Genomic DNA, 13,643 nt, shown 5'->3' with positions numbered 1-13,643 from the left:
GCTCAGCCCCTCGGTCCACCGTCGACGTAGAGCACCTGGCCGGTGATGAAGGACGCGGCGTCGCTGGCGAGGAACGCGACGGCGGCGGCGACGTCCTCCGGCCTGCCGATCCGGCGCAGCGGTACCGCGTCCGCGACGGCCTTCTGGAACTGCTCGAACTCCACGCCGATGCGACTCGCGGTCGCGGCCGTCATGTCGGTGGCGATGAAGCCTGGCGCGACCGCGTTCACGTTGATGCCGAAGGGCCCCAGCTCGATCGCGAGCGTCTTGGTGAAGCCCTGGATGCCCGCCTTGGCCGCCGCGTAGTTGGCCTGGCCCCGGTTGCCGAGCGCGGAGGTGCTGGAGAGGTTGACGATCTTGCCGTAGCGCTGCGCGACCATGTGCTTCTGCGCCGCCTGGCTGCACAGGAACGCGCCGCGCAGGTGCACGTTCATCACCGTGTCCCAGTCGTCGTCGGTCATCTTGAACAGCATGTTGTCGCGGATGACCCCGGCGTTGTTGATCAGGACGTGCAGCCCGCCCAGCTCGTCGACCACGCGTGCCACCGCCGCTTCGACCGCGTCGCGCTGCGAGACGTCGGCGCCGACCGCGATCGCCCGTCCGCCCGCTGCGGTGATCGCTTCGACGGTCTCGGCGCAGGCCGACTCGTCGAGGTCGACCACGGCGACCGCCGCGCCCTGTTCGGCCAGCGTGCGCGCGGTGGCCGCGCCGATCCCCCGCGCCGCGCCGGTCACCAGTGCGACCCGTTCCTGCGAGCTGCTCACCCGTCGAACCCCTCTCAGCCCAGTTCCAGTGCCAGATAAAGGTCTACCCGATCAGGGAAGGAGCCAAGATCGCGTCCGGTCAGCTCCTCGATGCGGCTCAGCCGGTATCGCAGCGTGTTGACGTGCACGTGCAGCTGCGCCGCGCTCCTGGTCGGCGAGCCCGCGCAGTCCAGGAACACGCGCAGCGTCTGCACCAGTTCGCCCTTGTGCGCGGCGTCGTAGTCCAGCAGCGGCCCGAGCAGCTTGACGCGGAAGGACTTCCGCAGCTCATCGGGCACGGTGGCCAGCAACAACAGGTGCGAGGCCAGCTCGGCGGCGGTCGCCACCTTGGCCCGGCCGGGGCGGTGCTCCGCGAGCCGCCGCGCCTGCCTGGCCTCCTCGACCGCGCCGCGCAGCCCCGCCACGGTCGCCAGGCCGCTGACCCCGACGACCAAGCGCGCGTCGCCGAGCCCGGGCTCCATCATCCGCACAGCCTCGGTGATCTCGTCGAGCGCGGCCGCGAGCCCCTTCGCATCGGCGGAGAGCAGCGCCAACGCTTCCTGACCGGCGACCGCGACGAAGCCGCGCGCGGGGGCTCCGTGGACGAGTTCGCCCAGCACGACCGGCGCGAGCCCAGGGCCGCCGCCGGAGGTCGTCGCGGCGAGCACGCACAGCGGCTCTCCCCTGGCGAAGCCGAGCGCGCCGAGCCGGGACTCGACCTCGTTCTCCTCCACCTCGCCGTGCATCGCGGAGAGCAGCAGCGGCCCGGCGAGCCTGCTCTCCAACCGCTGCCGTTCCTCGCGGCGCGAGCGCTCCAGCGCGGTGAGCGTGGCCAGCTCGGTCGCGGTTTCGCTCGCCACGGCGTCCCACTGCTCATGATCACCTTCGACCACGAGGAACCAGCTGGCCAAGCGCTGTCCGGCCCGGCTCGCGGAGGGCAGCAGCGACACCGGCTCTCCGGTGCGCTCGCGCGCGGTCTTGGGCAGGCGGTCGGCGTGCAGGAACTGCTGCACGAGCAACCGCCGACGCTCAGAAGACAGTCCAGCGGGCCCACCGATCACGCGGCCCGACGGCGAGAGCACCCAGCACCGCGCGCCCAGCCTCGCGGAGCCCAGCTCCAGGACCGCGCCCAATCCACCGCCGTCAACGGCAGCGGCGACCATTCTGCGGTGCCAGTCCAGCTCGCCGCGCTCTCCGGCCAGCGCCAGCACCACGCGCTCGGTGATCGTCGCGAAGGAGACGTCGACGGGGACGCCGAGCAGGGGGACGCCGTGCGCGCGGCAGGCTTCGACCAGGTCGGCGGGCACGGCGCCGAACTCCGCGTCACCCGCGGCCAGCGCGGTGACCCCGGCGGCGGCGAGCGCGGCGACGAAGGGGTCGGAGTCCTCTGCGGAGCGGCGCCAGACCATCCCGGTCAGCACCAGCTCGCCGCCGGAGAGGTAGCGGCTCGGATCGCGCAGGTCGGTGGTGTAGATCCACCGGATCGGGCGATCGAGCTGGTCGGGGCCGGTGAGCAGGGCCAGGTGCAGGTCAGCGGCCTCCACCAGGTCGCGCAGCCTCATCCTGCTCCCTCCGCTTCTCCGGGGAACCTACCCGCACCGGGTTTGGAGGATGTTACGAAAGGCTCACCCGGCTGCGCGCTCACCTTCATGCGTTCTCGCCATAGTCGCGGTGAGCGCACGCGTGTGTACTGCGATCCACTCTCGGCCGCGAGGAGGGGCACCGGTGTCCACTGACGAGTTCAACGCGCGCCTGGAACCGGAGGCCCTGCTCGGATGCTGCGCCAACCCGGTGTGGGCGGAGCGGGTCGCCCGCGCGCGGCCGTTCGCCGACGTGGAAGCCCTGGTGGCGAGCGGGGCGAAGGAGCTGGCCGAGCTGGACTGGGCGCAGCTCAGGATCGCCGTCGACGCGCACCCTCGGATCGGTCAGCGGGCCGAGGGCGAGGGGCGCGAGGCGAGGTGGTCGCGGGGCGAGCAGTCCGCGGCGGCCACCGAGGACGAGCGCGTGCGGGCTGAGCTGGTCGCGGGCAACATCGCCTACGAAGAGCGGTTCGGCCACGTGTTCCTGATCTGCGCGACCGGGCTCGAAGCGACGCAGGTGCTCGCTTCGCTGCGCGAGCGGCTGCACAACGACGAGGCCGCGGAACGCGCGGTCGTGCGGGAGGAGCTGGGCAGGATCGTGGAGCTGCGGTTGCGGAAGCTGGTGACGGGATGAGCCTCTCCACCCACGTGCTGGACACCAACAGCGGACTGCCCGCCTCGGGCATGGTCGTGCGGCTGGAACGGCTGAGCGGGACCGAGTGGGAGCCGCTGGCCGCCGACAAGACCAACGCCGACGGGCGGATCACCGGCTGGGGTCCTGCGGTGGACGTGCCGCCGGCCACCTACCGGCTGGTGTTCGAGACGGCGGACTACCTGACCGCGCAAGGGCTTCCGGTGTTCTTCCCGGAGGTCGTCATCAGCTTCGTGATCACCGACGGCGAGCGGCACCACCACGTGCCACTGCTGCTGAGCCCGTACTCGTACTCGACCTACCGGGGGAGCTGAACATGGCGATCGCGCTCGGCGGCAACCAGTACGGCAAGGCCGAGGTGCGGCTGGTCCGCGTCGATCGGGACGGCAAGCGGCACCGCGTCACCGACCTCAACGTCAGCGTCGCGCTGTCCGGCGATCTGACCAGCACCCACCTGACCGGCGACAACAGCAAGGTGCTGCCCACCGACACGCAGAAGAACACCGTCTACGCCTTCGCCAGGGACGGGGTCGGCGAGGCCGAAGCGTTCGGGCTGCGGCTCGGCGAGCACTTCGTGCGGTCGCAGAAGTCGATCCACGGCGCGCGCATCGATTTCGAGCAGTACAGCTGGGACCGGATCGAGGACCGCCCGCATTCCTTCTCCCGCAACGGTTCCGCCACGCGAACAGCCACCGTCACGTGGTTCGAGGACGGGGCGCACGTGGTCTCCGGGCTGAGCGGGCTGACGGTCATGAACACCACGGACTCGGAGTTCTGGGGCTACATCAAGGACGGCTACACCACGCTCGCCGAGACCACTGATCGCATCCTCGCGACGGACGTCAACGCGCGGTGGCTGCACCACACGCACCCCACCGACTGGGCGGAGTCCTTCGAGCAGGCCAAGCACGACCTGCTCACCGCGTTCGCCGAAACGCACAGCCTTTCCCTGCAACAGACCCTGTACGCGATGGGGCAGCGCGTGCTGGACAAGCAGCCCGGCATCGCCGAGATCCGGCTCTCCATGCCGAACAAGCACCACTTCCTGGTGGACCTGGCGCCGTTCGGCCTGGACAACCCGAACGAGGTCTTCTTCGCCGCCGACCGCCCGTACGGGTTGATCGAGGGCACGGTGCGCCGCGACGATCTTCCCGAGCAGAACTCGGCATGGTGACGAGAGAGGTGTCCACAATGGACTTCATTCGGCCGACGAGCCTCGCGCAGGCCCTGGCCGCCAAGGCCGAGGTGCCCGGGGCGGTGCCGATCGCCGGGGGCACCGACGTGATGGTCGAGCTCAACTTCGACCGCAGGCGCCCGGACGCGCTGCTGGACCTCAACGCCGTCGGCGAGCTGGCTTCGTGGTCCGAAGTGGACGGACGCATCAGGCTCGGCGCCTGCGTGCCCTACGTGCAGGTGATCGAGGAGCTGGGCGACCGCCTTCCCGGGCTGGCCATGGCATCGCGGACCGTGGGCTCGCCGCAGATCCGCAACCGGGGCACGGTCGGCGGCAACGTCGCCGGGGCCTCCCCCGCAGGCGACTCGCACCCGCCGCTGCTCGCATCGGACGCTGTGGTCGAGGTGGCCTCGGTCCGGGGCACCAGGACGATCCCGATCACCGAGTTCTACCTGGGCGTCAAGCGCAGCGCGCTCGAAGCCGACGAGCTGGTGACCGCGATCCTGATCCCTCCGGCCGATGGGCCGCAACAGTTCTCGAAGGTCGGCACGCGCAACGCCATGGTGATCGCGGTGTGCTCCTTCGCGGTGGCGCTGCACCCGTCGAGCGGGACCGTGGGCACCGGGCTCGGCTCGGCCGCGCCCACGCCGCGCCGCGCGCCCGACGCGGAGGACTACATCGCCAACGAGCTGTCCGGGCTGTGGCAGTCGCCCGCGCCGCTGGCCGATTCCGTGCTGCGGCGCTTCGGCGAGCTGGTCGGAGCGGCGGCACAACCCATTGACGACGTCCGGGGCAGCGCCGCGTACCGGCGTCACGCCTTGGCCGTGCTCGCCCGCCGCACGCTCGGCTGGGCTTGGCACGACTACTGCGAAGGACGGGTGACGGCATGCGCGTGAAGTTCACGGTGAACGGCGAGGAGCGCACCGCTGACGACGTGTGGGAGGGCGAGAGCCTGCTCTACGTGCTGCGCGAGCGACTCGGCCTGCCCGGTGCGAAGAACGCTTGCGAGCAAGGCGAATGCGGCTCCTGCACGGTGTACCTGGACGACACTCCGGTGTGCTCGTGCCTGGTCGCGGCCGGCCAGGTCCAGGACCGCGAAGTCCGCACGGTGGAAGGGCTCGGCTCCGAGGACGAGCTGGACCCGGTGCAGCAGGCCTTCATCGAGCGCGGCGCCGTGCAGTGCGGGTTCTGCACGCCCGGCCTGATCGTCGCGGCGCACGACCTGATCCGCCGCAACCCCTGCCCGAAAGACGCCGAGATCCGCGAGGCGCTCGCCGGGAATCTGTGCCGCTGCACGGGATACGAGAAGATCATCGACGCCGTGCACACCGCGGCTGCGCACTCGCGTGGGGAGGCAACGTCATGAGAACCGTGATCAACGGCGCCCACGTCGCGACCGTGGACGGCTCCGGGACGGAGTACGCCTCCGGGCACGTCGTGGTCGAGGACGGCGTGATCGTCGCGGTCGGCGACGGCGCGGCGGAGACCCGCGAGGGCGACCAGGTCGTCAACGGCTCGGGTTGCCTGGTGACGCCGGGTCTGGTGAACACCCACCACCACCTCTACCAGTGGGCGACGCGCGGATATGCCCAGCAGGCAACGCTTTTCGAGTGGCTGGTCGCGCTCTACCCGGTGTGGTCGGGCATCGACGAGCGTGTCGTGGCCGCGACGACGAGTGCCGGGCTGGCGTGGATGGCCAAGTCCGGGTGCACCACGGCGGCCGACCACCACTACGTCTTCCCGTCCGGCAGCGGCGACATCATGGCCGCGCTCGTCGACGGCGGCAAGCGCGTCGGTACCCGGCTGCACGTCGTCCGGGGCTCGATGGACTGCGGGAAGTCGCAGGGCGGTTTGCCGCCGGACTCCATCGTGGAGTCGACCGAACAGGCATTGCTGGCAACCGAAGAAGCCATCACCACCTACCACGACGCGTCGCCTGGCTCGCGGGTCCAGATCGCGGTCGGACCGTGTTCTCCGTTCTCCGCCAGTGGTGAGCTGATGCGCGAAGGTGCCGCGCTCGCCCGGCGGCACGGCGTGCAGATGCACACCCACCTCGCCGAGACCACCGACGAGGAAGAGCACTGCGTCGAGCAGTTCGGCTGCACTCCGTTGGAGTACGCGGACAAGCTCGGCTGGCTCGGCCCCGATGTGTGGCTCGCGCACGGAATTCACTTCTCCGACAAGGAGATTCAGCGACTCGGCGCGACGAAGACCGGCGTGGCACACTGCCCCAGCTCCAACGCGAGGCTGGGCGCGGGCATCGCTCGCGTGCGCGACCTGCTCGACGTCGGCTGCCCCGTCGGGCTCGGCGTGGACGGTGCCGCGTCGAACGAGGCGGGCGGGCTCGGCGACGAACTCCGCCAGTCCCTCTACCTCGCCCGGCTCCGTGGCGGGCCCGCCGCGATCACCGCGCGGGAGTCCTTGTGGCTGGGCACGATGGGCGGGGCGAAGTGCCTCGGCCGGGGTGATCACATCGGCTCCATCGAGGTCGGCAAGCAGGCCGACGTCGCGGTGTGGCGGGTGGACGGCCTCGCGCACGCGGGCATCACCGACCCGGTCGCGGCGCTCGTGCTGGGCTCGCTGCCTCCGCTGGACCTGTTACTGGTCGGCGGCGAGACGGTCGTGCGACTCGGCCAACTGACCACTGTGGACGAAGAGCTGGTCGCAGCGGATCTCGCCGCTGCGTCACGCCTTCTCGCTGACCGAGCAGGGGTGACGGCATGACGCAAACTACGCGCACGGCGAACCCGCCGCTGACCACGCCGATCACCGGTGGCGTCGGCGAAAGTCCTCTGCGGCCGGACGGCGCTTTGAAGGTGCGCGGCGAGTTCGCGTACTCGTCCGACCTGTGGGCCGACCAGATGCTGTGGGGTGTGACGCTGCGGACTCCGCACCCGTACGCGCGCATCCGGTCGATCGACGTCGGCCCGGCGCTCGCGATCTCTGGGGTCTACGCGGCACTCACCCACGAGGACGTCCCGGGCCAGAACGCCTACGGCCTCGAACACATCGACCAGCCCGTGTTGGCGGTGGATGTTGTTCGCTACCAAGGCGAAGCCGTCGCGATCGTGGCGGCTGATCATCCCGAAACCGCGCGCCGGGCCGCCGCCGCGATCGTGGTGGACTACGAAGTCCTTGAGCCCGTTGACAACGCGGAGACCGCGATCTTCGGCGAGGACGTGCCGAAGCTCCACGAGGGCGGCAACCTCGTGCGCTACGTGCCGATCCTGTTCGGCTCGCAGGATGCGACGGCCGACGTCGTTGTGACCGGCACCTACGAGGTCGGCATGCAGGACCAAGCCTTCCTCGGTCCGGAGTCCGGCATGGCCGTGCCCGCCGAGGACGGCGGCGTCGACCTGTACGTCGCCACGCAGTGGCTGCACGTCGACCAGCAGCAGATCGCGCCCGCGCTGAACCTCCCGCAGGACAAGGTAAGGATCACCCTGGCCGGTGTCGGTGGGGCGTTCGGCGCACGCGAGGACCTGTCGATGCAGGTGCACGCGTGCATGTTGGCCTTGCACACCAACAAGCCGGTGAAGATGGTCTACACCCGCGAGGAGTCGTTCTTCGGCCACGTGCACCGGCACCCCGCCGTGATGCACTACGAGCACGGCGCGGACCGCGATGGAAAACTGGTCTACGTCAGGGCAAAGATGTTCCTCGACGGCGGGGCGTATGCGTCGAGCACGGGAGCCGTCGTGGCAAACGCCGCCACGCTCGGAGTCGGCCCTTACAACGTTCCCAACGTGAAGATCGAGGCTTGGGGCGCGTACACCAACAACCCGCCGTGCGGTGCGATGCGTGGATTCGGCGCTGTACAAGCGTGTTTCGCGTACGAGTCCCAAATGGACAGACTGGCCGAAGCGATCGGCGTTGACCCGGTGGAGATCCGCCTGCGCAACGCGATGAGCGAGGGCTCGATCATGCCAACCGGGCAGCTGGTCGACTCCGCCGCTCCAGTTCAGGAGCTGTTGGAACGCGTCCGTGACAAGCCCATGCCCGCTGAGCGAACGTCCGAAGTGGACATCCGCACGATGCCCGGCGGCGCGTCCAACACCACACACGGCGAGGGCGTTGTACGCGGTGTTGGCTACGGCATCGGCATCAAGAACATCTGCTTCTCCGAGGGCTTCGACGACTACTCCACCGCCCGCGTGCGCCTTGAGGTCATCGGCGGCGAGCCCGTCGCGATGGTGCACACGGCCGCCGTGGAGGTCGGCCAGGGCCTGGTGACGCTGCAAGCGCAGATCGCGCGAACCGAGCTGGGCGTGCAGCGCGTGACCATCCAACCCGCCGACACCTCGGTCGGCAGTGCGGGCTCCACGTCGGCGTCGCGGCAGAGCTACGTCACCGGCGGCGCCGTGCAGGCCGCGTGCGCGGCCGTTCGCGCTGAGGTGTTCGACCTCGCCCGCGAACGCTTCGGCGTTGATAACTTGGCTCTAGAAGGCGGAAAAGTCGTTTCCGCGAGCCGTGGTGTGCTCGCTGACCTCGGCGATGTGCTGGGCGACAAGGCGATCGAGCACACACGCGAGTACCGGCACCGCCCGTCGTTCCCGATCGACCCGCTGACCGGCCAGGGCAACGCTCACGTGCAGTACGGCTTCGCCGCGCACCGCGCCGTGGTGGACGTCGATGTCGATCTGGGCCTGGTGCGCGTGGTTGAGCTGGCGTGCGCGCAGGACGTCGGCAAGGCGATGAACCCGGACGCGGTGATCGGGCAGATCCAGGGCGGGTCGGCGCAGGGGCTCGGGCTCGCGGTGATGGAGGAGATCCAGCTCTCCGGGGCCAAGATCCGCAACCCCTCGTTCACCGACTACCTGATCCCGACGATCCTGGACATGCCGCCGATGGTCATCGACGTGCTGGAGCTGGCCGACCCGAACGCGCCGTACGGCCTGCGCGGCGTCGGCGAGCCTCCGACGATCTCCTCCACCCCGGCGGTCGTCGCGGCCATCCGCGACGCGACCAAGCTGGCGCTGAGCCGCATCCCGGTGCGGCCCGAGCACATCACCGGGACATGAGATGCACGAGATCGCCGGGGAACTGGCGCGGTGGGGTGACACGGATCTCGCCTTCGCCGTAGCCACCGTGATCGACGTGCGTGGCAGCGCCCCGCGAGGTCCGGGCGCCGCCATGGCTCTGCGGGCGGACGGGGTGGTGGTGGGCAGCGTCTCCGGCGGGTGCGTCGAAGGCGCTGTGTACGAGCTGGCGCACCAGGTCCTCAGCGAGGGCGGGGTCCTGCGGCACAGCTTCACCTACTCACCCGACGATCCGTTCGCGGTCGGGTTGACGTGCGGCGGCGAGATCGAGGTGTTCGTCCGAAGTGGACGATCAGCCGCGATGGCCGCCGCCGTCGACGCGGCCGCGAGCGCGCAGGCCGTCGCCCTGGTCACGGTGCTCGACACCGGAGCCGAGGTCGCGGTCTTCGCCGACCACCACGTCGGTTTCTCAGCACCAGAAATGCACGCGGTAGCAAGGGAAATGCTGCTGACCGGCCGCACGGGTCTGCGCACGCTGCCCGACGGGACGGAGTTCTTCGTCGAGTCGATCGCGGCTCCGCCGAGGATGCTCGTGTTCGGTGCCGTCGACTACGCGGGTGCGGTGTCTCGCGTCGGGAAGTTTCTCGGCTACCACGTCACGATCTGCGACGCGCGCGCGGTTTTCGCGACCGCTGAGCGCTTTCCTGACGCCGACGAGGTCGTGGTCGAGTGGCCGCACCGCTACCTGGCGAGCACGCACACCGACGCGCGGACCGTGGTCTGCGTGCTCACCCACGACGAGAAGTTCGATGTCCCCGTTCTGATGGAGGCGCTACGCATGCCACTGGCATTCGTCGGCGCGCTGGGTTCTCGGCGCACCAACGAGGCGCGGGCGGAGCGGCTTCGCGCGGCCGGGTTGACCGAGGAGGAGTTGGCCAGGCTGCGCGCTCCGATCGGGCTCGACCTGGGCGCGCGCAGCCCTGAAGAGACCGCCGTGTCCATCGCGGCGGAGATCGTGGCCGCGCGCCACGGCGGAACCGGAAGACCACTGTCCGAAGTAGACGGACCGATACATCGATCTCATCGGCACGGCTGAGCACTCGGAGGCGGTAATGGCACTGCTGTTCCTCAACGGCGGCGGCATGCGCGGCGGCCCGTTGCACCACCAGCTCCAAGGCGCGGAGCCCGTGCGCGTGGCCCGCAGCGCGCCGAAGTACCGGTACTTCTCCGTCGGCAACCGCTTCCCCGCGATGCACGAGGTCGGCGAGGGCGGGCACAGCGTGGTCGGCGAGCTGTACGACGTGCCGCTGGAAACCCTGCTGCACCACCTCCTCCCTGCCGAGCCCGCCGAGCTGGAGCTTGGCGTGATCGAGCTGGAGGATGGAACCGCCTGCCTGGCAACGGTCCTGCGCAAGTCCTACGGCGGCGCGGACCAGCTGATCGACATCTCCGAGGTCGGCGACTGGCGCAAGTGGAGCGCTACGCAGGGGAATCCTCAGTGACCGCGTACGACCTGGTCGTGCGATCGCGGTGCGCCCACCTCCCCGACAGCGTGCGCCCGGCGGCGGTGTGCGTGCGGGACGGCAGGATCGCCGAGATCACCGGCTACGAGTCCACAGTGGACTCACTTGAGAGCGTGGACATCGGCGAACACGCCCTGCTTCCCGGGCTCGTCGACTCCCACGTGCACATCAACGAGCCCGGCCGAACGGAGTGGGAGGGCTTCGCGACGGCGACGCGCGCGGCGGCCGCGGGCGGTGTCACCACCCTGATCGACATGCCGCTGAACTCGTTACCGCCCACAGTGGACGCTGCGGCCTTGGCAACCAAACGTGCTGCCGCACAAGGCAAATGTTACGTCGACGTGGGCTTCTGGGGCGGCGCGATCCCCGGCAACACCCACCACCTCGCCGAGCTGCACGAGGCCGGAGTGTTCGGCTTCAAGTGCTTCACCTCACCGTCCGGAGTCGACGAATTCCCGCCGCTGTCCTGGGCCGAACTTCCCGGAGTGCTCGCGGAGCTGCGGCGCTTGGACGCCCTGCTCATCGTGCACGCCGAGGACCCCGCCGAGCTGGCCGAAGCGCCGGACAGCGAGGAGTACGCGGGCTTCCTCGCCTCACGCCCACCTCGCGCCGAGGACAAGGCGATCGCGCGGCTCGCGGGCTTGACGGAGCGCGCGCGGGCGCGGGTGCACGTGCTGCACCTGTCGTCGTCGTCCGCGTTGTCGGAGATCCGTTCCTCCACGCTCAGCGCGGAGAGCTGCCCGCACTACCTGACTCTGGACGCGAAGGAGATCCCTGACGGCGCAACGGCTTTCAAGTGCTGCCCGCCGATCCGCGGGCGGGAGAACGCCGACGAGCTGTGGCGCGCGCTGGCCGACGGCACGATCACCTGCGTCGTCTCCGACCACTCCCCCTGCACGGAAGCGTTGAAGGAAGGCAGCTTCGGCACCGCGTGGGGTGGGATCTCCTCGCTCCAGCTCGGGTTGCCGGTGATGTGGACCGAGGCGCGGCGGCGCGGGCACGAGCTGGCCGACGTCGTGCGGTGGATGAGCGCCGGACCCGCCGAGCTGGCCGGGCTCACCGGACGCAAGGGCTCGATCGCGGTGGGCGCAGATGCCGACCTCGTCGTGTTCGACCCCGACGCGGAGTTCACTGTGGACGCGGGGAACCTGTTGCACCGCAACCCTGTCACGCCGTACGCGGGCCGAACCCTGCGCGGCGTGGTTACCGAGACCTGGCTGCGCGGCACCCCGGCAGGCCAGGACCCCGTTGGAGAACTGCTCAGGAGGGACACCCGGTGACCGACCAGCCCGACCTGCCCGATCTCGCCGCCCGCTCGCTCGGCGGATCGGTGATCGCCGCCAACGACGAGTTCTTCGCCGAGAAGGAGAACCTGATCAAGGCGGGGGCGCCGACCTTCCGCCCGCACACCTTCACCCCCAAGGGCCAGGAGTACGACGGCTGGGAGACCCGGCGACGCCGGGGTGAACCCGGCTCCGACTGGGTGGTCGTGCGGCTCGGCGCCCCCGGGCTCGTCCGCAGCGTCGTGGTGGACACCGCGTACTTCGTCGGCAACTACCCGGAGAGCTGCACCGTCGAAGCCACGGCGGTGGAGGGCTACCCCGCACCGTCCGAACTGGACGATCACAAGTGGGTCGAGCTGGTGCCGCGAAGCCCGTTGCAGGGCAACACCGCCAACACCTTCCAGGTCTCCGACTCGCAGCGCTTCACCCACGTGCGGCTGACCATCCACCCCGATGGCGGCGTCGCGCGGCTGCGCGTGCTCGGCGAGCCGTTACCCGATCCCCGCGAGCTGGCCGACATGCCGCTGGACCTCGTCGCGCTGCTCAACGGCGGCCGGACGACGGCGTGCAGCGACAGCTTCTTCTCCCCGCCCAACAACATGTTGCAGCCCGGCGAGTCCAAGTTCATGAGCGACGGCTGGGAAACCGCGCGACGGCGCGGTGAGGGCAACGACTGGGCCGTGCTCCGCCTCGCGGGAGCCGCCGTGCCCAAGGTGGCCGAACTGTCCACATTGCACTACAAGGGCAATCCCCCGCACCAGATCAGCTTGCTGGGCAGCGAGGACGGCACCACGTGGTTCCCGTTGCTGGAGCTGACCGACGTGCGGCCTGACACGCGGCATCGCTTCCGGCTCAACGGAAACGTCCCCGTGACGCACGTCCGGCTGGACATCCACCCCGATGGCGGCGTGGCGCGGTTCCGGTTGTGGGGCAAGCTGACCGAGGACGCCGCGACCTCGCTGGCGTTGAGCTGGTTCAACCTGCTGCCCGCTGAGCACGCGGTCGCGGTGCTGACCGGCGACTGCGGCTTGACGGAGGCCGCGGCCAACGAGGTCGTCGCGTCCCGCCCCGTCACCGAGCTACCAGAGGAACTGGCGTTGATCGTGCGATGAACCAGGCTGCCGGGATCGTGTTGGCCGCAGGAGCAGGTGTGCGCTACGGCGGGCCCAAAGCGCTCGTCGAACTGCGTGGCGAGCTGCTCGTGGAACGCGCGGCGCGGACGCTGCGCGAGGCCGGCGCGGACCCGGTGGTCGTCGTGGTCGGGGCGCGGGCCGACGAGGTCCGCGCCCGCGCCGCGCTCTCCGGAGCGCTCGTCGTGCACAACCCCGACTGGGCCACCGGCATGGGTTCGTCGCTGCGCGCCGGGCTGATGGGCCTCATCTCGTGCCGCGCCGCCGCCGTGCTCGTGCTCCCCGTCGACATGCCCGGCGTCACCCCCGCCGCCGTCCGCCGCGTCGCGTCCCTGGCCTCCCCCGGAGTGCTCGCCGCCGCGTCCTACTCCGGCCAGCGCGGCCATCCCGTCCTGCTCGGCCGCGCCCACTGGGCCGCCGTCGCCACCTCCGCGACCGGCGACCAGGGCGCTCGCGACTACCTCCGCGAACACCCGCCCGTGCTCGTGCCCTGCGATGACGTGGCCTCCGGCGACGACGTCGACCACCCCGAGGACCTCCCTGGGTAGATGCCGCACGAACGCCGATTCTGTGCGCCCC

14 protein-coding genes are annotated in these 13,643 nt (G+C 70.4%); 12 read left to right on the top strand and 2 right to left on the bottom strand.

What is annotated here, in order from left to right; all coding sequences use genetic code 11:
• Positions 1-2 precede the first annotated feature (2 nt).
• Both fabG and ABD798_RS16355 read right to left on the bottom strand, forming a co-directional pair.
• On the bottom strand, positions 3-764 hold the full coding sequence (gene fabG, locus ABD798_RS16360) for a 3-oxoacyl-ACP reductase FabG (RefSeq protein WP_344875558.1): 762 nt from the start codon (positions 762-764) through the stop codon (positions 3-5).
• Between the two features lie 14 nt (positions 765-778).
• Complete coding sequence (locus tag ABD798_RS16355; RefSeq protein WP_344875556.1) at positions 779-2,305, bottom strand: PucR family transcriptional regulator; 1,527 nt, start codon at positions 2,303-2,305, stop codon at positions 779-781.
• 163 nt (positions 2,306-2,468) lie between these two features.
• Between ABD798_RS16355 and uraD the strand changes: the two genes are divergently transcribed.
• Genes uraD through ABD798_RS16295 form a run of 12 tightly spaced genes read left to right on the top strand, consistent with a single transcriptional unit; the run spans position 2,469 to position 13,612 of the window.
• Positions 2,469-2,957, top strand: a complete 489-nt coding sequence (gene uraD, locus ABD798_RS16350) for a 2-oxo-4-hydroxy-4-carboxy-5-ureidoimidazoline decarboxylase (RefSeq protein ID WP_344875554.1) — start codon at positions 2,469-2,471, stop codon at positions 2,955-2,957.
• The gene (uraH, locus tag ABD798_RS16345; protein WP_344875551.1) at positions 2,954-3,289 is read left to right on the top strand and encodes a hydroxyisourate hydrolase; all 336 of its coding nucleotides are present in this window, start codon (positions 2,954-2,956) and stop codon (positions 3,287-3,289) included. The genes uraD and uraH overlap by 4 nt, the downstream gene beginning before the upstream one ends.
• A gap of 2 nt (positions 3,290-3,291) precedes the next feature.
• Entirely contained in the window at positions 3,292-4,149 is an 858-nt protein-coding gene (gene pucL, locus ABD798_RS16340; protein ID WP_344875549.1) for a factor-independent urate hydroxylase, read from the top strand.
• A gap of 17 nt (positions 4,150-4,166) precedes the next feature.
• The gene (locus tag ABD798_RS16335; RefSeq protein ID WP_344875547.1) at positions 4,167-5,045 is read left to right on the top strand and encodes an FAD binding domain-containing protein; all 879 of its coding nucleotides are present in this window, start codon (positions 4,167-4,169) and stop codon (positions 5,043-5,045) included.
• On the top strand, positions 5,036-5,515 hold the full coding sequence (locus ABD798_RS16330; protein WP_344875545.1) for a (2Fe-2S)-binding protein: 480 nt from the start codon (positions 5,036-5,038) through the stop codon (positions 5,513-5,515). The genes ABD798_RS16335 and ABD798_RS16330 overlap by 10 nt, the downstream gene beginning before the upstream one ends.
• Positions 5,512-6,873, top strand: a complete 1,362-nt coding sequence (locus ABD798_RS16325; RefSeq protein WP_344875543.1) for an 8-oxoguanine deaminase — start codon at positions 5,512-5,514, stop codon at positions 6,871-6,873. The genes ABD798_RS16330 and ABD798_RS16325 overlap by 4 nt, the downstream gene beginning before the upstream one ends.
• The gene (gene pucD / locus ABD798_RS16320) at positions 6,870-9,170 is read left to right on the top strand and encodes a xanthine dehydrogenase subunit D (protein WP_344875541.1); all 2,301 of its coding nucleotides are present in this window, start codon (positions 6,870-6,872) and stop codon (positions 9,168-9,170) included. The genes ABD798_RS16325 and pucD overlap by 4 nt, the downstream gene beginning before the upstream one ends.
• Position 9,171: 1 nt before the next feature.
• Positions 9,172-10,224 (top strand): XdhC family protein, encoded by a 1,053-nt coding sequence (locus ABD798_RS16315; RefSeq protein WP_344875539.1) that lies wholly within the window; start codon positions 9,172-9,174, stop codon positions 10,222-10,224.
• A 16-nt stretch (positions 10,225-10,240) separates the two neighbouring features.
• Positions 10,241-10,630 carry an allophanate hydrolase-related protein gene (locus tag ABD798_RS16310; protein ID WP_344875537.1) on the top strand — a complete coding sequence of 130 codons (390 nt, stop codon included), beginning with the start codon at positions 10,241-10,243 and terminating at the stop codon, positions 10,628-10,630.
• Positions 10,627-11,931 carry an allantoinase AllB gene (gene allB / locus ABD798_RS16305; RefSeq protein ID WP_344875535.1) on the top strand — a complete coding sequence of 435 codons (1,305 nt, stop codon included), beginning with the start codon at positions 10,627-10,629 and terminating at the stop codon, positions 11,929-11,931. The genes ABD798_RS16310 and allB overlap by 4 nt, the downstream gene beginning before the upstream one ends.
• A complete protein-coding gene (alc, locus tag ABD798_RS16300; protein WP_344875533.1) occupies positions 11,928-13,046 on the top strand; it encodes an allantoicase in 1,119 nt (372 codons plus the stop codon). The genes allB and alc overlap by 4 nt, the downstream gene beginning before the upstream one ends.
• Positions 13,043-13,612, top strand: a complete 570-nt coding sequence (locus ABD798_RS16295; RefSeq protein WP_344875531.1) for a nucleotidyltransferase family protein — start codon at positions 13,043-13,045, stop codon at positions 13,610-13,612. Before alc ends, ABD798_RS16295 begins: the two co-directional genes overlap by 4 nt.
• Positions 13,613-13,643: the final 31 nt, after the last annotated feature.

The sequence above is a fragment of the Allokutzneria multivorans genome (assembly GCF_039537405.1).
Lineage (GTDB): Bacteria > Actinomycetota > Actinomycetes > Mycobacteriales > Pseudonocardiaceae > Allokutzneria > Allokutzneria multivorans.
The sequence above is the reverse complement of the archived record's forward strand: the minus strand, read 5'-3'. Positions and strand labels throughout refer to the sequence as shown.